At 60.4% G+C, this 25,558-nt stretch carries 20 protein-coding genes; 6 read left to right on the top strand and 14 right to left on the bottom strand.

Annotated elements, in window-relative coordinates; translation table 11 throughout:
• Nucleotides 1-115: 115 nt before the first annotated feature.
• On the bottom strand, nucleotides 116-811 hold the full coding sequence (locus EDF56_RS07535) for a GntR family transcriptional regulator (RefSeq protein ID WP_132386119.1): 696 nt from the start codon (nucleotides 809-811) through the stop codon (nucleotides 116-118).
• Between the two features lie 135 nt (nucleotides 812-946).
• On the opposite strand from EDF56_RS07535, the gene EDF56_RS07530 reads away from it, so the two are divergent.
• Both EDF56_RS07530 and EDF56_RS07525 read left to right on the top strand, forming a co-directional pair.
• The gene (locus tag EDF56_RS07530; protein ID WP_132386118.1) at nucleotides 947-1,687 is read left to right on the top strand and encodes an SDR family NAD(P)-dependent oxidoreductase; all 741 of its coding nucleotides are present in this window, start codon (nucleotides 947-949) and stop codon (nucleotides 1,685-1,687) included.
• Between the two features lie 24 nt (nucleotides 1,688-1,711).
• The gene (locus EDF56_RS07525; protein WP_165912129.1) at nucleotides 1,712-2,560 is read left to right on the top strand and encodes a TauD/TfdA family dioxygenase; all 849 of its coding nucleotides are present in this window, start codon (nucleotides 1,712-1,714) and stop codon (nucleotides 2,558-2,560) included.
• Between the two features lie 73 nt (nucleotides 2,561-2,633).
• Here the strand turns inward: EDF56_RS07525 and EDF56_RS07520 are convergent, their stop codons facing one another.
• From EDF56_RS07520 to EDF56_RS07480, 9 genes are all read right to left on the bottom strand, one after another.
• Complete coding sequence (locus tag EDF56_RS07520; protein WP_132386116.1) at nucleotides 2,634-2,951, bottom strand: hypothetical protein; 318 nt, start codon at nucleotides 2,949-2,951, stop codon at nucleotides 2,634-2,636.
• Between the two features lie 205 nt (nucleotides 2,952-3,156).
• On the bottom strand, nucleotides 3,157-3,822 hold the full coding sequence (locus tag EDF56_RS07515) for a nitroreductase (RefSeq protein ID WP_132386115.1): 666 nt from the start codon (nucleotides 3,820-3,822) through the stop codon (nucleotides 3,157-3,159).
• Between the two features lie 23 nt (nucleotides 3,823-3,845).
• On the bottom strand, nucleotides 3,846-5,513 hold the full coding sequence (locus EDF56_RS07510) for an AMP-binding protein (protein WP_132386114.1): 1,668 nt from the start codon (nucleotides 5,511-5,513) through the stop codon (nucleotides 3,846-3,848).
• Nucleotides 5,510-6,337 carry a TIM barrel protein gene (locus EDF56_RS07505; RefSeq protein WP_132386113.1) on the bottom strand — a complete coding sequence of 276 codons (828 nt, stop codon included), beginning with the start codon at nucleotides 6,335-6,337 and terminating at the stop codon, nucleotides 5,510-5,512. Before EDF56_RS07505 ends, EDF56_RS07510 begins: the two co-directional genes overlap by 4 nt.
• Nucleotides 6,338-6,361: 24 nt before the next feature.
• A complete protein-coding gene (locus tag EDF56_RS07500) occupies nucleotides 6,362-9,118 on the bottom strand; it encodes a xanthine dehydrogenase family protein molybdopterin-binding subunit (protein ID WP_132386112.1) in 2,757 nt (918 codons plus the stop codon).
• The gene (locus tag EDF56_RS07495; RefSeq protein WP_132386111.1) at nucleotides 9,115-9,603 is read right to left on the bottom strand and encodes a (2Fe-2S)-binding protein; all 489 of its coding nucleotides are present in this window, start codon (nucleotides 9,601-9,603) and stop codon (nucleotides 9,115-9,117) included. Before EDF56_RS07495 ends, EDF56_RS07500 begins: the two co-directional genes overlap by 4 nt.
• Nucleotides 9,600-10,469, bottom strand: coding sequence for a xanthine dehydrogenase family protein subunit M (locus tag EDF56_RS07490; protein WP_132386110.1), 870 nt, complete (start codon nucleotides 10,467-10,469; stop codon nucleotides 9,600-9,602). The genes EDF56_RS07495 and EDF56_RS07490 overlap by 4 nt, the downstream gene beginning before the upstream one ends.
• Complete coding sequence (locus tag EDF56_RS07485; RefSeq protein WP_243652448.1) at nucleotides 10,466-11,176, bottom strand: carbon monoxide dehydrogenase subunit G; 711 nt, start codon at nucleotides 11,174-11,176, stop codon at nucleotides 10,466-10,468. The genes EDF56_RS07490 and EDF56_RS07485 overlap by 4 nt, the downstream gene beginning before the upstream one ends.
• Nucleotides 11,177-11,277: 101 nt before the next feature.
• On the bottom strand, nucleotides 11,278-11,898 hold the full coding sequence (locus EDF56_RS07480) for a TetR/AcrR family transcriptional regulator (RefSeq protein ID WP_132386108.1): 621 nt from the start codon (nucleotides 11,896-11,898) through the stop codon (nucleotides 11,278-11,280).
• 259 nt (nucleotides 11,899-12,157) lie between these two features.
• Between EDF56_RS07480 and EDF56_RS07475 the strand changes: the two genes are divergently transcribed.
• Together EDF56_RS07475 and EDF56_RS07470 are read left to right on the top strand one after the other, a co-directional pair.
• Nucleotides 12,158-13,030 (top strand): SDR family NAD(P)-dependent oxidoreductase, encoded by an 873-nt coding sequence (locus EDF56_RS07475; RefSeq protein ID WP_132386107.1) that lies wholly within the window; start codon nucleotides 12,158-12,160, stop codon nucleotides 13,028-13,030.
• A 161-nt stretch (nucleotides 13,031-13,191) separates the two neighbouring features.
• Complete coding sequence (locus tag EDF56_RS07470) at nucleotides 13,192-13,935, top strand: FadR/GntR family transcriptional regulator (protein ID WP_132386106.1); 744 nt, start codon at nucleotides 13,192-13,194, stop codon at nucleotides 13,933-13,935.
• Nucleotides 13,936-14,018: 83 nt separating this feature from the next.
• On the opposite strand, the gene EDF56_RS07465 is transcribed toward EDF56_RS07470, so the two are convergent.
• Nucleotides 14,019-15,641: a hypothetical protein gene (locus EDF56_RS07465; RefSeq protein ID WP_132386105.1), complete on the bottom strand. Its 1,623-nt coding sequence runs from the start codon at nucleotides 15,639-15,641 to the stop codon at nucleotides 14,019-14,021.
• Nucleotides 15,642-16,041: 400 nt separating this feature from the next.
• Between EDF56_RS07465 and manD the strand changes: the two genes are divergently transcribed.
• The gene (gene manD / locus EDF56_RS07460; protein ID WP_132386104.1) at nucleotides 16,042-17,250 is read left to right on the top strand and encodes a D-mannonate dehydratase ManD; all 1,209 of its coding nucleotides are present in this window, start codon (nucleotides 16,042-16,044) and stop codon (nucleotides 17,248-17,250) included.
• 76 nt (nucleotides 17,251-17,326) lie between these two features.
• On the opposite strand, the gene EDF56_RS07455 is transcribed toward manD, so the two are convergent.
• From EDF56_RS07455 to EDF56_RS07445, 3 genes are all read right to left on the bottom strand, one after another.
• Nucleotides 17,327-18,073 carry a FadR/GntR family transcriptional regulator gene (locus EDF56_RS07455; protein WP_132386103.1) on the bottom strand — a complete coding sequence of 249 codons (747 nt, stop codon included), beginning with the start codon at nucleotides 18,071-18,073 and terminating at the stop codon, nucleotides 17,327-17,329.
• Between the two features lie 495 nt (nucleotides 18,074-18,568).
• Entirely contained in the window at nucleotides 18,569-19,846 is a 1,278-nt protein-coding gene (locus tag EDF56_RS07450) for an MFS transporter (protein ID WP_132386102.1), read from the bottom strand.
• Between the two features lie 205 nt (nucleotides 19,847-20,051).
• Nucleotides 20,052-22,682 (bottom strand): TonB-dependent receptor, encoded by a 2,631-nt coding sequence (locus EDF56_RS07445; protein WP_165912128.1) that lies wholly within the window; start codon nucleotides 22,680-22,682, stop codon nucleotides 20,052-20,054.
• An 847-nt stretch (nucleotides 22,683-23,529) separates the two neighbouring features.
• On the opposite strand from EDF56_RS07445, the gene EDF56_RS07440 reads away from it, so the two are divergent.
• The gene (locus EDF56_RS07440) at nucleotides 23,530-25,458 is read left to right on the top strand and encodes a tannase/feruloyl esterase family alpha/beta hydrolase (RefSeq protein WP_243652447.1); all 1,929 of its coding nucleotides are present in this window, start codon (nucleotides 23,530-23,532) and stop codon (nucleotides 25,456-25,458) included.
• Nucleotides 25,459-25,558 lie beyond the last annotated feature (100 nt).

Below are 25,558 nucleotides of genomic sequence, written 5' to 3'. Positions count from 1 at the left end.
ACAGATTTCTGTCAGAAGGCTTGGCAATGGTCAATGAGCCTCGCTTTCCGCAACGAGAGATCGCGGTCAGGCGATTATCTTGTATCCAATTGGAAACCGAGTAGCGGCGTGCGAATCAGCCGGCCGCGCCGGACACTGGGGCGGCTTTTCCGGAAACATCCTGCTGTTCGGCATAGCTAAGCAGGGCTTTGTGGGTGCGGCGGACCTGTATGGCCCAGATACGCTGTGCCAAATCGATATCCTGCTGAAGAATGGCATCGAAAAGCAACTCCCGCTCGGCACACATGGCCCGCAGCCGCCCTTCATCGACAACCGACATGCGCGCGAAAGCAGCGCGATAGCTGTAAGTCGTGTCCCACAGCCACTCGATGACATGCGCAAGCAGCGGCGCCTTGTGTCCACTGAAACACAGGATGTGAAAATCCCGCGTCAAGTTCAGGTATTCTTCGTAGTCCAGCGGTCCAGCCAGACGATCCTTCAGGACCCGGAGCTGTTCGATGACCTCTCGCGTCAGATTCGGAATGCTTTCGCCGAGCAGCATCGGCTCCAGAACCTCTCGTATACGATAGGAGACATCCATGTCCTCCACGGTCCGGCTGATCACTTTGGCGCTGGCATTCGCGCGCAGGGAAACCATCCCCCGCTTTTCGAGAATCCGCAGCGCATCGCGTACGGGGATCCGGCTGGTGCCAAGTTCGACTGCCAGTTCGTCTTGCTTGATCGGTTCGCCGGCCGCCAGTTCCCCGGTCATAATCCTTTCGGCGATGATCCGCGCCACGCGGTCCCCGGCAAGATCGGATCCATCGTCCATTTCTTCACTCTCCAGAATTATCTACCCTCACCCTAGAACGGGCGGATTTTTGCGGCAAGCCGCAATGAGAATTGCAATCGCGCTGAACACCTGTATGACTTATTGTATACAATCATGTGAAATGGGAGATAGGATATGTCGCTTGAAGGCAAGGCCGCGGTAGTGACCGGCGGTGCGCGCGGCTTGGGTCGTGCGATTGCGCTTCGCCTCGCGAAGGACGGCGTGGCAGTGGCGGTCTGGGACCTGAATGGAGCCGGAGCGCAGGAAACCGCCCAGATGATCATCGATCAAGGTGGCAAGGCCATTGGTCTGGCCGCTGACAGCTCGCTTGCCACCGAGATTGCCGCTGCGGCCAACGAAAGCCGGGCAGCGCTGGGTCCCATTTCGATTCTCGTGAACAATGCCGCGCTTTCGCCCTTCGCGAAATTCGAGGATCTCGATGAGGAAACCTGGGACCGCCTGATGGCGATCAATCTCAAGGGGCCTTTCCTGTGCGTGAAGGAAATCGTTCCCGACATGCTGGCGCAGGGCTGGGGGCGTATCATCAACATTGCATCGTCGTCTGCCCAGGCAGGAACGCCCAATCAGGCTCACTATGCGGCCACCAAGGGCGGTGTTCTGGGCTTCACGAAAGCCCTCGCAATGGAATTCGCGACGCGCGGGATCACGGTCAACGCGGTGCCGCCGGGCTTCGTCAATACCGAAGGACTTCAGGAATCTCCGGTCGACGTCGAGGCCTATGCGCCGATGACACCGATGCGGCGGGCCGGACGCCCCGAGAACATCGCCGCCGCCGTTGCCTTCCTGGCCTCGGAAGATGCCGACTACATCACCGGCCACACGCTCAGCGTGAACGGTGGACGCTATCTCAACTGATCGCTGGCAGGGGATGGAATGACCATGACATCGGCAATCGAGATAACGCCGCTTGGCGGCGGGACCGGCGCTTCGGTTCGGATCGAACCCGCCTGCGCATCCACTCCGCAGGCTGCACGGGCGATCCGCGACGCTCTGGACCGCTACCACGTGCTTATTTTCCCGGAGGCACACTTCTCCGATCAGCATCTTCTCGATCTGAGCAGTGTGCTCGGTTCGCTCCACGCCAACGACGTCACCGATGATGGTACCGCGCCCAGCGGGAAAGGCATCTACCGCATCGCGCTCGACAAGATGGATGCCAACCAGCTCGACTATGTCAAAGGCAATGACTGGTGGCATATGGACGGCACATCATACGACACACCGGGCAAGGCCACGCTCCTCAAGTGCGAGAGTGCGCCCGCAGAAGGCGGAGACACCGGCTTTGCGAACCTGCACGCCGCCCACGCGGCGCTTCCGCAGGATCGCCGCGACCAGCTTGAGAGCCTGCGCGTCAGTCATTGCCTTGCCGCCGTCGGCAGGCTGATCCATGCCGAACCGACGGCGGCGGACTTCGCGCGGTGGAACGCAGTGTTCCCGCCGCGTGAACATCCGCTCGTGTGGCATCAGAAGGATGCGAACAGCGTGCTTCTGATCGGTTCGACGGCCGATCATGTCGTCGGAATGGAGGCATCGCAAAGCCGGCAGCTTCTGGACGAATTGCTCGAATGGTGCACGCAGGACCGGTTTACCTATCGCCACACGTGGCGCGCGGGCGATCTGGTCATCTTCAACAATCCGGCGCTCCTGCACCGGTCCTATCCCTATCCAGCCTCGGCCGGGCGAATATTGCATCGCACGACACTGCGCGGTGAAGAAACGATCGCCTGACGCACAAAAAAAGGGGCGGCAATCTGCCGCCCCTTCGCATTTCTGCCCGGTCCCGCCGGACCGGTGCCGCCCGTTACTTGGCGGCAGGAATCTTGGCGAGATCGGCGTCGATCTGCTTCAGCTTCTCATCCGTAAGCGCGTCGCCGGCATAAGACTGAAGCTGACGCAGCGTCATCGAGCGCGCCATGTCGATCTGCGGATTGCTGATCATGTCATGAATGTACTTGTCGAGAACCGCCTTGGTCTGCGGATTGTCGAGCAGGGTGCCGAGATCGGTCTGCGTCGAGTAGGCCGGCGTGGCAGGTGCTTCGGCCGCGATCGCAGGTGCGAGCGTAACCGGCACGGACAGCGCTGCGACGCTGGCGAACATGAGTTTGTGAAGAATAGTCATGAGCAATTCCTTTCAGCTTCATCCCCGGTGCCGGACGCCCGTTGTCCCGCACCCGTATCCATTTCTTGTCTTCGCCTTGCACCAGCTTGTGCCACGGACAGAAAGCGGAGCCTTTGCGTCCTGTTCCGGCTAATTTGGCGCAGCGATTCAGGCCGTCACTTCAATATACCAACCATTCGGTTGTTCAACAGGATTTCCGCAGAACTCACGCTGTATGCCAGCGCGTGAATTCTTCTGGACCTGCACGCTCGGTGATCAGCTGGTTAACCGTGGCCGAGAGATCCTCGTATCCCATCGCCATGCCGGACAGCAGGATCTGATTGTCCGGAATATCGAGGATGCGATGCACTACCGGCCCATAATCGCACCAGGCCTGCTGCGGACATGTTTCCAGCCCGTGCGCACGGGCCAGGATCATGACGTTCTGCATGAACATTCCGCTATCCAGCCAAGCGCCCAGTCCGTGACTGCGTTCCATCGTAAAGAACAAGCCCACCGGCGCCCCGAAAAAGCGGAAATTGCGCAAGGCCGCGGCTTGCCGTGCAGGATAATCGTCCCGCGCAATCCCGTAGAGGGAAAAGAGGTCATATCCCACCTTGCGTCGCCGCGAGAGGTACGGCTCGTCCATGGAAGGCGCCAGATAGGCATATTCAAGCTCGCGCTCTCCGGCTTCGGCAGCCGCGATGACCGCTTCGGAAAGGCGGTCCCGGGCCTCGCCGATCACGACATGGACGAGCCAGGGCTGAATATTCGTTCCCGAGGCTGCCCGGGACGCACCCGCCAGAATAGTACGGACAACCTCGGGATCGACATCATCGGCAAGGAATTGGCGCACGGATCTGCGCCCGACGACCGCTTCCTCGGCCGACATCGGAATGTCCAGGTCCCAACCGTTCACGCGTTCGACCCATTCATCTCTGCAAGCTCCTCCTTGCGGCGCTGCTTGAGTACGAAGCGCTGCACTTTGCCGCTTGGTGTGCGCGGCAGCGCATCGGCGAAATGAACCCGGCGCGGAAAAGCGTGAGCGGCATAGTGTGTCTTTACCCATTGCTGGATTTCACGCTCCAGTTCAGCAGATGGCTGCTTGCCCGGAGCGAGAACGACATAGGCTTCCATCACTTCGCCGCGAACCTGATCCGGCACGGCAATCACTGCCGCTTCGGAAACCGCAGGATGCGATATCATTGCCGATTCCACTTCGAACGGTCCGATGCGGTACCCCGCCATGATGATAACATCGTCATCGCGCGCCGAGAAATGGAAGTAGCCTTCCTCATCCACGCTTCCGGTGTCCCCCGTCACGTAATAACGGCCATCGGCAGTAAACTTCTCGGCCGTCTTGGCGGGATCGCCGTCATAGCCGTGGAACCAGAGCAGCGGGCTTTCCTTCACGACCAGAGCCACTCGGCCGACTGTCCCGACGCCTACAGGCTCATCGCTTTCTTCGGCGAGGATCGTCGCGGACCACCCCGGCATGGCGTGCCCCATCGCTCCGGCCTTGATCGGGCGCCGTACCAGCGGATGGTGGTGATTATTGATCACCATTCCCGCCTCCGTCTGCCCGTAGTGGTCGTGGACTTCGACACCCAGTGCGTCGACGGCCCATTCGTTCACGTCGGGCGTCAGCGGCTCGCCCGCACTCGATGCGCAGCGAAGATGCAGCAACCGCCCTTCCCCCAAGTCCGCTTGGCAAAGCGCCCGATAGACAGTCGGCGCAGCAGCAAAGTTGGTGACGTGCTCCCTTTCAAGGATCGCCATTGTCGCTTCCGGCGAAAAGCCGCCGGCGTAAAGGATCGATCGTACTCCGGTGGTGAAGGTGGCAAGTACCCCGAAATAGAGGCCATAGGCCCAGCCCGGATCGGCCGCGCACCAGAACACGTCGTCCTCGCGAACGCCCTGTCCGAATTCCGCATAGGCCTGAAACGCCGCAAGTGCGCGCTGCGGCACGATCACCGCTTTCGGCTTACCCGTCGTGCCCGATGTATAGATGTGGATGATCGGCGCTTCACCGCCAAGCCGCACTGCCTCGAATCCCGGAACGCCCTCGTCCAGCAGTCTGCTGAACGACAGCACGCCGCCGCCGCCCGGACCGGTGGATATGATGTGCCAGGTCGCATCTGCGGGCATGTCCTCACCGGGGGCGAGCTTGTGCTGCTGGCCGGCATCGCAGACGACAGCGACGGCACGGCTTCCCTCCAGCCTCATCGCGATTGCGGACGGCGCGAACGCTGTGAAAAGCGGTACATGGACGGCCCCGAGCCGCCAGATCGCCATCAGAGTGACGAGATATTCCCGGCTCTTCCCCATAAGCGTGGCGACGCGGTCCCCGGGCCGGATCCCGAGGGTGCTGAACGCACTGGCAAGCTTTTCGGATTCCAGGCGCAGTTCGCCATATGTCAGATCCTTGCCCACAAGATCGCCATCGATGATCCGATAAGCCAGTGCTGATGGATCATGACTGTCGCACAGCAATTGCGCCGCACCGGCAGCGGGATCCCGATAGCGCGCATTCAGGAATTCCACGCGAGCGCGAATGCGATCGTCGTCGGTCTCGCCGGTCATTTCGGTTCCCCGTATTCGCGAGCAGCCTGTTCAAGCTGCGTATAGAGACTTTCCACCGCCAGGAGCGCCTCACGCGCCTGCTCGGCAGGTGCCTTGCCCGCGCGTACGCGGGAAAGGCTCGGACATTCGATGCCCACGGTCGCATCGGCAGGTATGGCGCGCAGCATATCCAGAAGCGGAAATTCACCTTCGCCGGGATAGAGGCGGTGTGCGATCGCCTCGCTCGCAGCGATGTCGCTCGAAGCGATCAGGGGGCCATCGCATAGCTGTACATAGCGTATCATCCCGGCCGGAATCTCGGCGATATCGGCAATCGAGCCGCCCGCGCGGATCAGGTGGAAGGGATCGAGCGTTATCCCGACGTCCGCGCCCGAAGCCACGATAAGGTCGCGGGCCTGCCGCAAGGAGCTGGTCTTTCCGCCCGCCACCGGTTCCAGATTGGCGCCGATGCCGTATTCGCCGGCAATCTCGGCAAACTTGCCCAGAAGTTCGGCGGATTGCCTGCGATCGGGATTAGAATAGTTGAGAACCAGCGCCGTCTTGCCCCCCAGCCGGGCACCGCGTTCCAGTGCCGGTCGATAGGCTTCGAGCGCATCGAAGGAATGCAGGTCGAACACCTCAAGCGTCTCGACCGCGATCCCGGTGGCCTGCAACCGTTCGGCGCAGCCTGCCTCTTTATCAGCGGTACAAGCCGCCGAAGCGTAGAGCGCCGGCGGCTGAACCCACAGGCTGATCGTCCCGAAACCGGCCTGCGCCGCTGCCTCGATGAGTTCGGTTGGCTCGGTATCGGTCAGGGTCAGGCTGTCTAGCGAAAATCGCGGCATCTATCTCTCCTCTTCCCGCCTTTTTCAGGCGCGCTGCCCGGTCACCTTTGCGGAGCCGAACATTCCCATCTTGCATTTGCCCGAGACGATATCGCCTTCAATCAGGAGATCGTACTTGAGCGTGATCTTCATCGGCTTCTCGACCTTGAGGTCGAAGCGAACCCGTCCTGCATCCAGCCTTCCGCCATCGAACGCCTGACTGCCTTCAGCACTGCTGAACATTCCCGAAACGCCGCCCGCGCCATCGGTTGCAAAAGTCACGACCATGGGTTGGGGCCCCATCGGGGTCTTGAGCACCATGTTCCAGTCGCCGTCGATGCTGCGCGCCTCGGCAGCGGACTGCTCCTGGCTGTTCTCGGGCATCGGGGGCGGTGCCTCCGGCTCCTGCACGGCATCGGCCACAGGCGCAGTGGCCATTTCGGAATGGCTCGCACCAAATCCGGAGACATCTCGCTGCTCGACGATATCCAGTATGCGTGCGGGCGTCAGCGGCAGCACGAGCTTCTCGATCTCCCCGAACGGGGAAAGAGCGTCGGCAATCGCGTTCACCAGCGTGGGCGGCCCGATGATGGCCCCGCCCTCACCCACGCCGCGCATGCCTCCGATCGTCTTCGACGGCGTGTTGGCGTGTATGAATTCGAACACCGGAACATCGCTGATCGCCGGCAGGAGATAGTCCTTGAACGTCGCGGCAGTGGGATTGCCGCGGGCATCATAAGGCATTTCCTCAAGCAGAACCATGCCGATCGCCTGAGCAAGCCCGCCCGAGATCTGCCCTTCGACCACGCCGGGATTGATCACGGTTCCGCAATCCTCGGACGATATCCAGCGCAGAATTTTCACGAAACCCGTGTCGGTATCGACTTCGACAACGCAAAGATGTGCGGCGCTCGTCAGGGTCATCGGAGGGGGCTGATAGCGGAATTGCGCCTCCAGTCCGGCCTCGAAGCCGGGAGGCAAGCGGTCCGGCTCCGCATAGGCGATGTTGGCGATCTCTCCCAGCGGCCGTGACATTTCCGGAGCGCCGGCGATGTGGACGATGCCGTCCTCGATCGACACGCTTTCGGGAGATGCATTGAAGAGGTGTGCAGCAAGGACCCTAACCTTGTCCGCAAGCATTTCGGACGCGCGGATCGCCGCGCCGCCGCCAATGACGCCCTGCCGGCTCCCGGCCGCGCCGGGTCCGAAGCCTCCTCGCGAACTGTCCCCTTCGAATACCGTGACATCGTCATAAGCCACGCCAAGCCGGTCCGCGATGCACTGTGCCATGGTCGTGGCGGTGCCGTGGCCCTGCGAATGCGTAGACATCATGGCCGTGACCCTCCCGGTCGGCTCGATCCGAACCTGAGCGAGTTCGCCTGTCATCGTGACCATGCTGCCGGCCGATCCGGTCGGCTCGATATAGGCGGCGATGCCCACGCCAAGATAGCGGCTCTGCTCGCGCGCCTGCGCCTGCTCTTTCCTGAAAGCCGCGAAGTCGAAATGGGCGACCAGTTTTTCCAGGCATTCTCCGGGCGTGATATCGTCAACCGGAATGCCCATGCAGGAAACCGCAGGCTGGTCCTTCAGGTAGACCAGATTGCGTCTGCGGATTTCCACGGGATCTATCCCGAGCCGGCGCGCAGCCTTGTCCAGCAAGGTCTCCCGGATCAGCGATTCCATGGCCCACGGCCCGCGATAGGCGGCAAGACCGTTGGTATTCGTATACCAGCCGCGCGAAAGGAAGGCATAGGCCGGCATCTTGTAAGCCGCCCACAGGAACATGTGGACCGCAATGTTGTTGTCCGCCCCCTGAGGATAGGCGCCATTGTTGCAGTCATAAACGGCGTGGCTGGCGACAAGCCGGCCATTCGCATCAAGCGCCGCAGACAGCCTCATCTGTGCTTCCCGGCACTGGTTCGAGGCAGTCAGCGCCTCATAGCGATCCTCCGTCCACTTGAGCGGACGACCGAACAGCATCGCTGCGCAGATGACCGCGCATTCTTCCTTCCAGGGCGTGTTCTTGAGGCCGAACGAGCCGCCGACATCCTTGGCGATGACCCGGATCGCTGTCTGCGGCAGTCCCAGTGCCAAGCTGACCCAGCGGGCGATATTGTGCGGGCTCTGGCAGGTTATGTAGAGCGTCAGCTCTTCGGGGCCCTCCCTGGTTGCAAGGATCGCGCGGTTTTCCATCGGCGCCTGCGAAATGCGCTGATGGACAACCTCCTGCGTCAGCAGGCAGTGCGCACCCTGAAGTGCCTGAGCCAGATCCTCCTCGGGCTCCTCATCGCCGATTTCCGACGCTACGTTCGTTTCGGTGCCGGGATGGATGGGCGCGGCAGCCATGGCATCGGCAATCGTGACGACCGGGCTCAGTTCCTCATAATCGATCTCGATCAGGGATACCGCATCTTCCGCGATAGCGCGGGTTTCAGCGATCACCATGACGACGGGATCGCCGACATACTGGACAAGCTCACCGGCAAGGGGCGTGATCGGCACCTCGGACGGGGTAAAGAAGAAGCTCATCATGGTGATCGGCTGCGCGGCGAGTTCGCGCGCAGTGTAGATCGCGTGCACCCCCGGCAATTCAGCCGCCACGGACGTCTCGACCCTGGTTATCCGTCCGTGCGCAATCGTACTGCGGGCGAAAGCAACGTGGAGCATGCCCGGTAGCACCACATCGTCGGTATATTGCCCGCGCCCGGTCAGCAGGCGTGCATCTTCCTTGCGTTCCACCCGCTTGCCAATCCAGCGCGCCGCGCCCGATCCCGCCGAAGGAATAAGTGTCTGTTCGCTCATGTGTCGCTACCGGCCGAGCCGACCTCCGCTGCAAGCATGGTGATGGCCCTGCGAATGCCTTGGTAGCCCGTGCACCGGCAGATGTGCCCGCTCATCGCGGCGACCATGGACTGCTCGTCGCAGCGCCTGTCCGCACATAGCGAGGCCAAAGTCATGACCACTCCGGGTGTGCAGAACCCGCATTGGAGGCCGTGCGCCTTGCGCATGGCGTCCTGCGCGGGATGAAGCGCATCCTGCGCATCTGCAAGACCTTCGACCGTAAGGACCTCACTGCCTTCGGCCTGGACAGCCAGCATCAAACAGGAACGCACGGCGCGCCCGTCCACCATTATGGTGCAGGCGCCGCACACGCCGTGCTCGCAGCCCATGTGCACGCCGGTGTATCCAAGCTTCAGCCGCAGGAAATCCCCCAGCGAGGTGCGCGCCTCCACCGCTTCGGCGACCCTGCGGCCATTAACCTTCATTTCGACGCGATATTCGCTCATGCCACTTCTCCAAGCGCGAGGGCATCGCCGATGCTTCGCGTAAACATTCGGCCCCCCACGGTCCGCCGATATTCGGCGCTCGCATGATGGTCATCGAACGGAGCAGCATCGGAAACAGCGAGCCGCGAAAGCGATTTCAGATCGAGCGCATCCGGCGCTTTGCCTTGCAGTTCCGCCTCGACGCGGCGCATCTTCATGGGCGTGGGCCCCATACCGAACCAGGAAAGTCCGACCCGCTGGATGAGGCCACCCTCGATCACGAGGGCACCAACCATGCCAACCAGTGCGAAGTCTCCGGGTCGCTGGGCAAGTTCCTGAAACACCACCAGATGCCCTTGCGGCCAGTCCGGATAAATAATCCCTGTCACCAGTTCGTCGGGTTCCAGCACGGTCATGTAAGGGCCAAGATAGAACGCCTCCGCAGGCACCCGTCTAGTGCCCCGGATAGACGCGATCTCGATCTCCGCACCAAGCGCCACCGCCGTAGCCGGCATTTCCGCCGCCGGTTCACCCAAGGCAACCGAACCTCCTATGGTGCCGCGGTTGCGGGTCTGATGATGACCGACATGGCTGAGCGCACGGACAAATGCGGGAAGATGCTGCGCAAGGAGCTGATCCTCAAGCGCATCGGCCTGTCGTGTCATCGGTCCCACGCGGATGCCGCCGACCACCCTGTCGACTCCCCGCAGCTCCGGTATCGCGCCGATATCGACCAGAACAAAAGGCTGGCTCATCCGCAGATTCAGCAGCGGTACAAGTGTCTGGCCGCCAGCGATGACCGTTGCCCCTCCCCCTGCCTCTGACAGGATCGTGCAAGCCTCATCGATGGAGGCAGGGCGCACGTAGTCAAAAGGTGCGGGCTTCATCGCATCGCTCCTCGCCGACCTGCCTCGAAGGCGGCTGCGGCCGTGACCACCAGCATGGCCAGAGCGACAATAAACTCGAATTGCAGGTGCGCGGCGCCCAGAACAAAGCCGGCTGTCAATGCCAAAACGAGTGCGGCGACCCACGCCCATGGCGCGCGGGATGGCGAAGCCAGTCCAGGCATCGGTCCTGGTACCGAACCGGAAGCGGACGGTGCGGCAGGGCCTGTGTGAACGCCTACTGCGGGCTCCGCGATACGATGATCGGCAGAGCCTCCCGTCAGCACTTCCTCGAAACGGGAAAAGAACTTTGCGGCCAGATTGCGCGCCGTCGCATCGATGATCGGACCGCCGAGTTGGGCCATTCGGCCACCCACTTCCGCATCGACGGTGTAGGTTATCATCGTGCGTCCGCCGCCGAGGTCTGCAAGACGAACTTTTGCCTCCCCCTTGGCGGATCCCGCAATGCCGCCGTTGCCGGTTCCCGTGATCGTATACCCATTCGGCGCTTCGAGATCGGACAGGCGAACGTCACCTTTGAAACGCGCGCCGATCGGTCCGATCTTCACTTCGGCCACCGCTGCAAAGCCGTCGCTGCCGTCCCTCGTCAGGCTCTGGCATCCGGGAATGCATTGCGCCAGGATTACCGGATCGTTCAATGCCTGCCAAACGGCATGGCGTTCGGCAGCGACTTCCTGCTTGCCATCCATGCGCATTGTCCAATTCTCCCATTATCGCGCCGGCATGTTCCCGCCCGGCTGTATTGGCACTCAAAGCTGAGGCCCTGGATCTCCCCCTGACCTCGGCGTCATCAAGGCGATCTTTGCGGTGCAAACGGCACCAAAGCGCGGACACCCATTTCGAACTGAGCGGGAAGATCGAACCTGCCGTCCTCCAGCCAGCGGCGGGTCAGCCCCTGCATCAATGCCAGGATAAGCCGTGCCGAAAGTTCGGGAATGGCAGCCCACGGCGCGAAGAGCTTGGCGAACAGGTCTTCAGCTTCGTTCGCGCGGTCGATAAACCAGCCATGAGCGGAATGCCCCGAACTCATCGCGTCGGTCTGGAATATAGTGATGAAGCGCGTCAGCTGGGGGGCGTCGGACAACCGCTCGGCCATCACCCGAAGCAGCCGAACGGCTTCCTCATACGCGCGTTCATCGTTCGACGATGATCGCTCTATCGCGGCGAGAAGCGGTTCGATCGCTATTTCTTCGCCCTGCTCGATCTCGCCCATCAGAGCCAGCAGCAGATCGTCCTTGGATTGGAAATAATACAGCAGACCGGCATTAGACAGCCCACATCGCCGTGCGAGCCCCTGAATTGTGAAACCGCGCAGCCCACCCTGACCGATCATGCGAATGGCCTCACCCACGATAAGCGCACGCCGTGCGGCTGCGTCTTCCCGGTTGCGGTGGCGATTCGACATGGTCATTCAGCAATGTTACCGAATGGTTGGTAGACATTGCAAGTGCAGTTGATAACTTGCGCGTGCAGCTGATCGCGTCGGCGTCGAGCAGACCTATTGCAGCCAGCGGTTGATCAAATTACCAACCATTTGGTTTACAGATATCCAAAATCGAACTCATGATTGCCACTGAAACAAGGCCAATCTCGCCAGCACAGCGGCTAAACGCACGTCCAATTCAAGTGATGCCGACTTCAAAGGCACATCGGTTACCGGGAGATCACGAATGACTGAAAATGGGCAAATCGCACTTGTCACGGGAGCGAGCCGGGGCGCAGGTCGCGGCATTGCCCGTGCCCTGGGCTCTCACGGGTGCACGGTCTACGTCACCGGACGGACGCTTAACCCCGGCGATGCCGAAGTTCCCGGAACGATCTTTGCGACTGCCCAGGAAGTGACCGAGGCCGGAGGAAAGGGCATTGCCGTAAAATGCGATCATGCAAACGACGCCGAAGTGAAGGCGCTGATCGAACGGATCATCGACGAACAGGGCCGGCTCGACATTCTCGTCAACAATGCCTGCTATCAGAGCCATGCCATCTCCGCGCCTGGACAATTCTGGGAAAAACCCCTCGAAATTGCCGAAATGATGAATGTCGGCCTTCGCAGCGGTTTCGTCGCAAGTTGGTATGCTGCGCCGCATATGGTGAAGCAGGAAAAGGGTCTGATCGTGTTCACGTCATCACCCGGAGCCGCGCACTATTGCTTCGGGCCGTGCTACGGCGCCCAGAAGGCCGGCGTCGACAAGATGGCGCATGACATGGGCGTCGACTTTTCGGATGCCGGAGCAAATGTCGCTGCCGTGTCGATCTGGATGGGGCCTCTCACCACGGAACGCCTGCTCGAAATGATGGAGGCGGCGCCCGACAAATTCAGCCATCTCGAAGGCAAGCTGGAATCGACCGAATATACCGGCCACATCGCGTGGGCCATGTTCAACGACCCTGACCTGATGGACCGCTGGAACGGGAAGGTCGTCATTGGCGCGGAAGTAGGCCGCGAAATCGGCTTGATGGATGTGGGAGACAAGTATCCGCTATCGGTCCGGTCCACGACTGCTACCGACACGCCGGTCTTCGCCAAGTACAAGGTAAAATAGGTCCAGCCGGAAAGTGCCGGTGAAATCCGAATGCGTGATTGCCGGCACCTTCCCGCGCCCGGATGAGCCCCCTCCCGAATTTTGGTCCATCCTATTGATAAGACCATTTCCACTCTTACCCGAACATTGAGTCAAGCCATTAAGTGTGCGATGGGATGCACATGGCAATTGGCGAAAAGCTGTATCACCGCGTTGCTGGCGCGATCGAGGAGGGAATCTGCAGCGGCCGCTATCCCGAGGGCACTCGCCTTCCGGGGGAGCGCGATCTTGCGGAGGAATTTGGCGTGAGCCGTCCGACTATCCGCGAAGCCATGATCGCCCTTGAAATTCGCGGGCTGGTTTCGGTTCGCCATGGTTCGGGCCTTTTCGTGATGCCGCAGGCCAGTCGCCCGCGCAGCGCTCCAGAACTGGACGTCGGCGCATTCGAGCTTATCGAGGCGCGCATTCTGTTCGAGGGTGAAGCGGCAGCCTTGGCCGCAACCGCAATTGACGCACCCGCGCTGGAGAGGCTCGGCCTTATTCTGGATGAAATGGACTCCGGCAGCGCCGGTCACGCACAACGCATGGATGCCGACCGCGAATTTCACTTGCTGATCGCTGAAGCGACCGGAAACAGCCTTGTTCTGAACACCGTGGAAACGCTCTGGAACGTGCGTGAACAATCGCCGCTATGCGCGCATATGTTCGACAAAGCCCGCCGGGAAGGTGTGACGCCTCGTGTTGATGAACATCGCCTGATAGTGGAAGCGCTGCGCAACAAGGACGCCGACGGCGCCAGACGGGCGATGCGAGCTCACCTCAAGCGTGTTTCCGAAGACGTATTGGAAGCCACCGAGCTGGAATTGATCGAGCAGGCGCGATCGGAAATCGAAGCACACCGAAACAGGCTCGCCCGGCGGGTCTGAATCTCGCCCGCGCCAGACGCATCAGGCGAGGCCTGACGTCGGGCGGGGGCGGAACCAACATGGCCCCACCCCCGCTTGCGACATCAAGGCACAAGATCGGCCGCGTCAAGGCGATGCCCCTCGTACTCCGCGAAACCACGGGTCCCCGGCTGGCCTGACGCATCAGGCGCAAAAATGAGCGCTGCCGGATGCTCGCCCCCGAGTGGGCCAAATGTCATCTGGAGTTCCATTGCACCAGGCTTGGGTCCCGAGACCCTTAAATCAGCATTGTACGTCGAGCGGCCGGCCGGGTTTATGACCATCGTTTCCTTGCCGCTATAAACGCTGCGCCCGTCATCGCTGAAGTTTTCGTAGATCTTCTCGATGTGTGAAGCGGTTCGGCGAAACAGAATTCGCCCCGAGGCCTGGCCATAGACTTTTACGTCTACGTCGCGATTTGTAGCGGCAAACGCGCGAACCTGCGAAAGTTCGGAACTGGCATACCTTCCCGGCTCCGGCGTGGGAACCGCGCGGACAGCCGGCCCGGGCTTGTAATCTGGAAGCCGAACGATGCGAATGCGCTTGTCCTTGGCACCTTTCAGGCCCTCGATCCACAGACCCCTCTTGCTGCTCGGATGCCAGGACATCGGCGAGTAAAAGGCCCAATCCCCCTGCTCATTCAGGTTCGCGCCAAGATAACCCGGCGTGCTTTTCGAAACTTCAAGATCGATCAGCGCGGGCCCGATGTTGCCCGCCCGGCCAAGGCGCACGCCGGTAACGCTGTAAGTGTAGGCGAACATGGCAAGATCCATGCCGAGCGCAGTAGGATAAGGTCGCGGCAAGAGCCCAAGGATTGCCGGATCGGACGGCCGGGAGAACCTTGTCGTCATCGTCAAGCCGAGACGGCCATCAGGGGAGACGATCGTAGTCTCGTTGTATCCCGGCGTATCGGTGATCGCTTTGACTTCGCCCGTCGCGATGTCCTGGATAACGGAATCGGGTGTATCCCGCTTCAATCCACCCGCGAGTGACAAAGCCGCTCCACCGGCCACGAACTGCTTGACCTCTCCTCCCTTGATATATTCGGGAACGACACCGTCGGGATGTGCAGGATCCTGGTGGAAGGGGTTCATGGTACTGACGATCCGCGGCGAGGCGATGGTGTACGCCTCGCCCGTACGCTTCAGTTCTCCGGTGAAGACAAGCGCGGAGGAAGGGAGGAGGAGCGTGGTCCAAGCGACATGTCGGTTATCAGGCGCGACCACGATTTCCGACCACCGGTGGGAAACGTGATCCCCACCGGCAACTTCCTGGGGATAGACGACGGGCAGAAGCTTGGGCTGCTTGCAGGTTTCCAGGCTGGTCGAACACTCCAGAACAAAATCGCCTAGAAATATCCGCTTGTTGTCTGGAAACACCATGAAGCGCAGACCATTGTCCTTTTCCCGCGCCGGGATCACGCCGGAATAGAACGGACGCAAATTCTGGCCACTGTCATCCATCGTTGCCACTGTAATGGCGCGATCATTGCTATGATCTTGTGCGTACACGACCAGAACTTTACCCGAAGGCGTATAGGTCGCCACTCTAAGCCCAAGTCTGGCGTCGAATGGGATCGTCGAGATTTCGGCACGCCCGAAAGCATGCTCCTGGCTGGTTGCCGCATGGCCGGATTGTGACGTCAGGCACATTACCAGAATTGTCAGGAGACCAGTCCTCTTGGTCATCACGCTCTCTCACTCCCGATGCTATTTTTCGGGTGTTGTCCGCCCCTGTAGCAATTTTGGAAAGTCGCAAAATGTGTCATCGGCTGGGCGATACGGATTCAGGTAAGATTTTCCAGCACCAGACAGAGCGCTCAAAGTGCGTGTTAGCTCCTCAAGTACCTTCGTTCTTCGCGCCGAAATTTCACCAATTTTGTCGGAATTTATCGGCAACTGCTCCGCGCGATCCGAGGTTATCGGCACTCACCCTCCCAGGAATGCGGATGGGGTCACCGCGCACAATTCAACATATTCTCCGCGCCAAAAGCGTCCAGATGTGTTGCATATTTTTGGCCTGACCAATATATGGCGGCCAACCCTGCGCGCGTGACGCCGTGCATAAAGTTCAGGATCCCAGACTCCCATGCTCATTCAGAACGCCAAGGTCATCGTCACCTGCCCGGGACGCAACTTCGTAACTCTCAAGATATTCACCGATCAGGGCGTGTACGGGATCGGAGACGCAACGCTGAACGGGCGTGAAAAGTCAGTCGTGAGCTATCTCGAAGACCACGTGATCCCGTGCCTGATCGGCACGGATCCCCGCCGAATCGAAGACATCTGGCAATATCTCTATCGCGGGGCGTACTGGCGCCGGGGCCCGGTCACGATGCGGGCAATCGCGGCCGTCGACATGGCGCTCTGGGACATCAAGGCCAAGATGGCCGGCATGCCCCTTTACGATCTGCTCGGGGGCAAGAGCCGCGATCGCGTCATGGTCTATGGTCATGCCAATGGCGGGGACATTGCAGAGACCGTCGATGCCGTTGGCCAATATATTGATATGGGCTACAAGGCCATCCGCGCACAGACTGGCGTTCCAGGCATCAAGGACGCCTATGGAGTGGGGCGAGGCAAGCTCTACTACGAGCCGGCCGATGCGGCCCTTCCCTCGCAGACCGGGTGGGATACGCGCAAGGCGCTTAATTATATCCCGAAGATGTTCGAGAAGCTGCGCGAGACCTATGGTTTCGACCACCATCTCCTCCATGACGGACACCACCGCTATACGCCGCAGGAAGCGGCCAATCTGGGCAAGATGCTGGAACCGTTCCAATTATTCTGGCTGGAGGACGCGACACCGGCCGAAAACCAGGAGGCCTTCCGCCTCGTGCGCCAGCATACGGTCACGCCGCTCGCGGTCGGGGAGATCTTCAATACGATCTGGGATGCCAAGGATCTCATCCAGAACCAGTTGATCGACTACATCCGCTGCACTGTGGTGGGTGCGGGCGGTCTGACGCATCTGCGCCGCATTGCCGACCTTGCCAGCCTCTATCAGGTCCGCACCGGATGCCACGGTGCGACCGATCTCTCACCCGTAACGATGGGCTGCGCTCTTCACTTCGATACCTGGGTGCCCAACTTCGGCATCCAGGAGTACATGCGGCACAGCGAAGAGACCGACGCGGTGTTCCCGCATGATTACCGCTTTGAAGATGGCCATCTCATCTGCGGCGAAACGCCTGGTCACGGCGTCGACATCGACGAGAAGCTGGCCGCAAAGTATCCGTACAAGCCCGCCTATCTGCCGGTAGCGCGGCTGGAAGACGGCACCATGTGGAACTGGTGAACCGCTCCGCTCAATCTTGACCAACGCTGAAGGAAGTCCGTCCGCGAGCCCGGCACTGCCGGGCCGCGACGGGCCCTCACATGCGCTCGGGGGCCAGCCTGCGACGCTTCTCCATGATATCCAGCTTGGCCTTTTCGATCATTTCCAGTTCGGTGACTGCGAGTAGATCCTCGGAAACCCGGCGCAAATGGTCGCGCATGGCGTCCCGAGCCATGGCGCCGTTCCTTGCCTGCAACGCTTCGTAGATGCGGCGGTGCTCGTGTGGCCGCGGATTGATGCCTTCGTGCCGCGCTTGCTCGAACATGTGGCGGCAGAGAGGTGATTGATCGCGAAGGTCCCACAAATGCTCTATCGTCTGGGCGACGATGGAGCTCTGGGTCCCTTCGGCTATCGCCAAGTGAAATTGCCTGTCGAGGTTGAGTTCCTCGACCGAGGATGGGTCCAGCGCCTCCATTTGGGTCAGGATGTCCCCGATATGCGCGATTTCCTCGTCGCTCATCACCGTTGCGGCAAGCCCGGCCGCCTCACCTTCGAACATCAATCTGGCTTCGATCAATTCGAAGGCACCGACATTCAATTCGGTCTCCGGGGGATCGGCAGGTATCTTGCCGCTTACGTAGACGCCTGAACCGTGCCTGACCTCCACAAAATTACGGATCTCCAGCGCGATTACGGCTTCTCGAATGGTGGGGCGGCTAACCTTGAAGATTTGCGCCAAATCGCGCTCCGCAGGCAGGCGGCTTCCGTGCGTGTATACACCTTCGAGGATTTTCTGCTCGATCTGGTGAGCAACGCGCTGGTACAGTTTGGATCGTTCGGTCATCGCAATTCGAATGTCACAGCCGCTTACCGACGGCAAGACGTCATACCAATCGCGAAGCAGCCAAAAAAGACACTTCAAGCCGCAACGGTGCCTGATTGCCGCGAGCAAGAATGCCATCGGCACGCATTTCTCGTTGTCCGTGGTTCAGATCCGCCCACCCTTTAAGAGCGGGCGGACTCGCGCCATGCCAGGCCTAAAAATCCGGCAACACCTACCGGCCAGCGCCCATACAGACGGGTCGTGTATGATTGCCGTTTGCCCTCCCAGGAGACGAAAAATTCCTCCTCATCACAGCCATGGACCGGGACTGAGCCAATTCACCAGTGATGTTGAACGCCGCACTTTCATCGCCTTTCTTTCAGATTTTGTCCCTGCCCGACAATCGCATGCAGCCGCCTGCCGGGTGAGGGTCACTGGCCATTACTTGCTCGTGTTCGAGACGGCTTCTCGCCGATTCAACCTCGGCCGACCTCCCACCCGACATGCGGCCGCAATTCACTCCTTCATCAGCAGGCAGATGCCGCCGCCCACCAAAGTTACGATGGCAATGCCAATTAACCCGGGCACGTAGCTGCCGCTCATCTCGTGGGTTTTGGCGATGGCGAAGGGTGCAAAGGCCATGATGGGCAGGAAAGCCATCGTCAGACCAAAGGCCCGACCAGAGGCCGCCGCCCCGAATTCGTTGGCAATGGCCGAGGCGATCAGGGGCCAGAGCCCTCCCCCCATGCCCACGAGCACAATACCGCTGGCCAAGCCAATCATCCCCTGCCCCAGCGCCGTGATGATTCCGCCCGTGGCCGCGATAACGGCAAGCATCGCCAAGGGACGGCGATTGCCAAATCTATCGGACAACAATCCCATCAACAGCGTCGAGCCAAGTTGGGCCCCGCTGAAGAGCGACAGGAGCAGACCCACCGCTGACTGATCGAGCCCGCGACTGCTGGCGATTGGCCCAAGGTTCTGGTTGACGCCGCCCCACAGGCCCAGCAGCGGCAAGTACGTGGCGACAACGATCCAAAACGTCCGCCGCCTGAACACCTCGCGCCAGTGAACCTCGACGTGGGCCGCGGCGCCGGAAACGGGTTGATCGCCCGGCGCGCTGACGTAGTGCAATCCATCTTCTTCTGTCGGGCGATCCCGTACCAACCAGAACGCCAGTGGCAGCATGACCAGACCGATGAGGGTCCCCGCCCCCATCCAAAGCATCCGCCACTGGAGCAACGGCAGCAGCGCGGCAATGATCGGCGGTAGGACAACACCCGCGCCGCTGAGGCCGAACGATGTCACCGCCAGCGCCAGCCCGCGACGCCTGACGAACCAGCGTGAAACCAGGGTATTGGTAATGACCGAGGTGGAAAGCGCCATACCCAGAGGCAGGACAACGCCGTAAAGCGCCAGGAATTGCCATGTCGCAAAGATCGCTCCGATAGCGACATGAAAAAGCGCAACAAGTCCCAATCCCGTCACCAGAAGGGTTCTTGCCGGCACTTTGTCGGCCAGCCCGCCGGCAAACGGTGCCAGGATCGCACTTCCCAAACCCAGCAGGGCAATGGCCAGTTGCAAGGTGCTGACAGGCGTGTTGAGGTTGCTCGACCAGTCGACAACGAACAGCGTAAAAGCGTTAACCGGCATGCCGTTCGATGCCACCTGCGCAAGCGTGGCGATGGCGACGATGGTCCAGCCATGATACCATCCGAATTTGCGCGGCGCTTCTGCTGCCACCGACATCCATTTTTCTCCCAGATTGATTTCGGCCGTTGCCGGCGGCTTCATGCAGGCGCGCGCTGCCTGCCACTGTTTGATGGCCGGCCTTCGCTCACCGAATGCTTCACACACCAACCATCAGGCTCGGCGGAAATCGCATTTCGACCTGGCGCCGCGGATGTGCGAATGAAAAACCCTCTCATTCGGTATGATGAGAAACGTAAATCACTTCGCCGCCGCACGGGGCGGCGGCGAAGCGTGTTTCGCATTTAGATCAGAACTGCTTGCTAACACCGAACTGTACGAAACGACCAATGGTGTTGCCGTTGATATAGCCATCCTGCGATGCAGTGATCGATTGCTGGATATAGCGCGGCGGATCCTGGTCGAAGACGTTGTCCACATTCAGAGAGAACGAGAGGTTCTTGAAGATCCCCTGCCCCGGAACGTCATACTTGAAGAAGAGATTGAAGACGTTGAACGATTTGACACGGTCCTGTTCCCCCGCAGAACTCACGGTGGGATCGAGATCGTAGCCAGCCGTGTGGTTCCACGTCACCTGAGCGCGCAATCCGCTGATTGTTGTGCCAAGGACCGTGCTGAACTTGAAGCGGCTGTTGTTGGCTTCCAGCAAATCGCTGAAGGCAGCGCCCGCGATGGCCTGCTGCTTGCGGTTAAGCCCGTAGTTGGCGTTGAAGCCCAGATCGAACGAGGCGAACCCGGCATCGATGCGGTAGTTCAATGCCATATCCAGGCCGTCGAGCTTCACATTGGCGAAATTCCGCTTTCGCGCATCGAGGATGGCATAGCAGCCCGTCGGACCTGTTCCCGCGACCGTGCAGCCGGAACCGACGATAGTGTCCGCCTGTGCGAGATAGGAATTGATCTGCGCCTGCGTGGGATTGACGGTGATGACGGATCCGAAGTTCGTCCAGAAATCGACCTGGTTAGTGAAGTTCGGCAGATTGATGAGATTCTTGAAGTTGATGTTCCAGTATGTGAGGCTGAGATTGAGCCCCGGAACGAACGGCGGCTCGACATCAAAGCCAAGCGACCAAGTCGTCGCCTTCTCCGGCTGGATGTTCGGTGCGCTGCCCAGCACAACTGCCACGTTGCTGTTTTGCGGCGCAGGGTAAGTTCCATTGGCGATAAGGCTGGCTGGTGGCAGCAGGAACGACAGCCCATTGACCTGATTGTACGATGTAACATCGGTTTCCGGCCTGTCCGCAAGGCTCGGCGCGACGAACGACTTACCCCATGATCCGCGCAGCTTGACCCAGTTTACCGGCCTGTACGTGACGCCGATCTTGGGATTGAAGGTATCGCCGAAATCGCTGTAATCGTCATATCGTCCGGAGAGCGAGAAGGTCAGCTCGCGCATCCCGCCAAAACCGTTGTCTGCCCCGAAAACTGGCACGACCAGTTCACCGAAAGCGGACTTTGTATTCCGCGAAACTGAGACAATCGGAAGATTAGCGTAAGGCGCGATAACTGTGACGCCGTTGTAGACGAGACCGCCATAACCGGTGTTTTCCGTACCGGGCACGATCGAGCCTTTCTGCGATCGCAGGCCTTCGGAATTGTACTCGACACCGCCTGCGAACTTCACGTCTCCGCCGGGCAACTTGAACAGGGAGCCATCAAGGATCAGGCGGCCACTGAACAGCCGCTGGCGGGTCCGCCCGAACGATTCATAGTTGCTGAGAACATTGAGCCCCAGATCGCTGCTCGAATTGATGTCATAGGGATTGAGAAGGCCCGTGGCGATCGCGAGAGGCACTGCGGTCGAGTTGTACTGCCCGACGATATTCTGCGTCGTGCTTTCACCATAGCTGCCGAGCCCGCGAAGCTGCCATCCCTTGCCCAGGTCGGCCGTGAACGTCGGCGTGACGCCCCAGGTACTGAGCGACAGGCGCTGCTGTTCTGTGTCGTCGCCGCCATAGGAATAGGAGACCTGATGGATCTCGAACGGATTGGCGGCATTGACCTTGTGCGCCGCCATGTAGGGGCTCGGTATCAGGCCCAGGAAGGCCGGGCCGATGTATTCGGAATCGTAAATGGGCCCGAGATCGGCGGACACCTTGCGCTGGGTGAACCACGCCCGGATGTCGACTTTCAACGCATCGCTCAGGTCCTGCGAAAAGCCGGCGAACACGGAGTGGCGATTTTCGCTTGGATAGATCGGCGCCCCGTCGCTTTCGTCGCACTGGTTGGCGGTATTGGCCACCGCCGATCCCGTCGAGTAGGGCAGCGCGTAGATCGTGCCCGAGGGAACAAGTTGCACGTTTCCGGGAGTGCAGCGCACGCTGGTAATGGGGAACGGAACCCCCGTGATCGTCTTGGGATACATCCGTACATAGTCGCGGTCCCGGCCGTAGATCGCGCCATGTTCAGAATAGTTGTAAGAGATATAGATCGAGCCGGTATCCCACGACTTGCCCGCTGTCGCGTTGACATCGAATGCGTGATAGTCGTCGGCGAATCCGTAGTGCCCGTCTACGTTGAACCCATCGAACTTCTTGCGCGTAATGAAGTTGATCACCCCCGCGACAGCGTCCGAACCATAGATCGCTGAGCCGCCATCGGGAACGATCTCAACGCGCTCGATGACGCCGGGCGGGATGATGTCGGGGTCGGGACTGGTCGATTGGATGCCCATGCCCACGATGCGGTGTCCATCAAGAAGGACGAGCGTGGGAGAGCTGCCGGCCGTCTGGAAACCGGGAAGGTTGCGCAGGTTCGGACGGTTCGTCGTGACCTGGTTGAAAGCGCCCGCCGGCTGCTGAAGCGTGTTGAACTGGCCGAGTTGCGGAATTGTCTGAAGGAGCTGCGCGGTGGTTGTGGCACCGGTCGATTGAATGGCCTGCTGCGTGACATCGATAACATTGGTGCCGGTCGGCGCCACGCCGCGAATAAGCGTGCCTGTGACGACAATTTCCTGGACCTGCCGGTCCGTCAGTTGCCCTTTGTCATCCGGTTGCGGAGGCGGTGGACTATCAGCTTGGGCAAAGGCAGGAACTGCAAGGCAAAGCGCTGAAATAGCCACCCCGCAGTTCAGGACCACACCGAGCCGTGAACAGCCGTTCAAATTCTTCATACAACTCCCTCTCCGTTTATATTATTTTATTTCCCATTTATATTTATTAGTATTTTCGCCATTCTCGATAAGATCGATAACCGTGCCACGACGTCCATTTCGCAGGGCGAACATTCGATGCTGCCCGCCTTGACAAGATTGGCGAGCATCAAAGTCGCACACGCGACTGATCCTAAGGAAACTTCGATCAATCAATAAAACGTGACTTGGATATCAAGTAAGTCGCACACTCCCCGCCCCACCCTATGTACGGCGGTTTTCGAGGTGTTTTATCGGGCCCTCCCCTGCCCGGATTATCGAGTCGCGATCTTATATACCATACAGTCGGTAAGTAGAAAGCTGTACGGAAGGATTATTCCGGATTGGGACGCTCCAGAGCGAATTCCCGAGAATTCCGGCGATCCCGTGATCGACAACTTTCTGCCGCCGAGGAATGTTTGACGGGCACCGCCACCCCTCCGTGAAGCGCCGGTAAAATCGCCTCTTTTGTTTTTACCGAACGGTTGGTAGATTACTCGGGATTTACGGCGAATCGAATGCGCACGGCTTTCCCGGCCACGATGAGTGGTCGCGAGAGGCCCATGAAATAACGTCGCTTGGCCGAGCGGCAGAGTTGCCGAACCGGGCATAAGATCATTGGGGGAAGGATAAACACATGCACCGAATATCGCGGATCGTCCTGTCAACGGTGACACCATTGCTATGCGTCGCTGCGGCGCTAGGAAACTACGGTAGCGGGGAAACTGTCGCCTCGGCGCAGGACGCAAAGCCGATTGCGGCAACTGCGGTTAGCCAAGGCACTGCTATCGCCGGTGGCGTCGTCGCCGCGAGCATGGCCGAATTGTGCCAGCCCGCCGCCATGCAGGCGATTGCATCCAAGCTGAATATCAAGGTCACGGTCGAGAAGCTGCCTGCGAACGAGCAGCCGGGCCCGTTCCTCGAAGGAGGCACGCGCTTCACGCCGGCCCGCGGCGATCTGCCGGCCTATTGCCAGGTTACCGGCAGCTTCGTGACCAACCCCGCGACCGGCAAGACGGCAAACTTCCTTGCCACCTTGCCTATGACCTGGAACCGCAAGTACCTCCAGCTGGGTTGCGGCGGCCATTGCGGGACTTTCGCGGTCAGCGATGCCGCCTCACCCACGATCACGATCACGAACCAGGGTAAACCGGGCGACAGCGTCCGGAAGGGCTACGCCTCCTTCGCGACAGACGAAGGCCATGCCGGTTTCACGCAGGGCAAATGGGCTATCACCGGCCCGGGCCAAATCAGTCAGGACTATCTCGACGACTATCTCTATCGCTCGCAGAAAGTCCTTGCGACAATGGGCAAGGAATTCACGACCGCATTCTATGCTCAGGCGAGCGGAACCACGTCGAAGATCGCCTACTCCTATTTCTGCGGTTGTTCGGGCGGCGGACGTGACGCCCTTGTCGCGGCAGCATACTTTCCCGAGGCGTTCGACGGTATTGTTTCGGGATCTCCTTATGCGAACCTCTCCAATCTCGCATTCCTGACCACCGGCGCCTCTCTGGCAACGGTACGCTCACCTGACGCAAACCTGCCGGCTTCGCTCGTTGCCCAGATCAGCCCGCTGGTGCTCGCGAAATGCGACGCCGTGGACGGCGTCAAGGACGGCCTCATCCAGAATCCGATGGCCTGCGACTTCCGGCCGGAAAAGGACCTTCCGCGCTGCGCAGACAACAAGCCGGGCGCCAATTGCTTCACCCAGGCACAGATCGAAAGCGTAAGCACGGTTTTGACGGCAGCTACGGACCATGAAGGGCACGTCGTTCAGCCCGGCTATTCTGTAAGCGAGCTGCAAAATTCGCTCATGCTGCCGCCTGCCAATCCGGGCACCGCAACCCCCTGGCCCGATGCCGGAAATCCGGCAACCGGAGCGAGCAACGGCATGGCCTTGCTCGGCGACGCCGTCATCCGCGTCTTCACCCACCGCAACGATCCGGCCTTCCAGACGGCATCGGTGATTTCGTTCGGTTCGGGCGGTCCGGGGCCCATCACCGGTTTCCGGGTGATCGCTCCAGCCGCGGAAGTGGCCAAGGCGAATGAAGCGCTGCGCATGGGGATCGGCGATATTTCGCAGAACGCCGCCAAACTCATCAAGAGCAATCACAAGATGATCATGTGGGTAAATCTGAGCGATCATCTCCTGACGCCCTACATGTCCGTCAACTACTACAAGAAGCTTGCGAAGACCTTCGGCGGCTACGACAAGCTGCACAAGAACATCCGCATGTTCATGCTTCCGGGAACCGCGCATTGCAGCGGCGGCGGTATTGGTGAGGGCCCTGGCAGCTTCGATGCGCTGAGCGCCATCGAGGCATGGGTTGAAAAGGGCGACGCTCCCGACAATCTGCCCGCCACGCTCTACAAGGCGAACCAGTTCGGCGTCGATTTCAAGCAGCCGCTCGGCCGCACGATGCCGCTGTGCAAGTTCCCTGAAATGGCGCGCTACAGCGGCAAGGGCGATGTGAAGGACGGTGCCAACTGGAGCTGTGTCCCCGGAGACAAGCGCATGCTCAAGCTCGGCGAATCCGGAAGACAGGCCGGCGTCATCGATTGAGGGTCATTCGGGCGACGGCAGCGAGCCGGTTCCGTCGCCCCGCTCGACCAGAAAACCGAGACTGGCTTCGTAGATGCGGCGCACTCAAACCGCGCCGCAC

Source organism: Novosphingobium sp. PhB165, assembly GCF_004341845.1.
Lineage (GTDB): Bacteria > Pseudomonadota > Alphaproteobacteria > Sphingomonadales > Sphingomonadaceae > Novosphingobium.
This window is presented reverse-complemented; position numbering and strand designations above follow the sequence as displayed.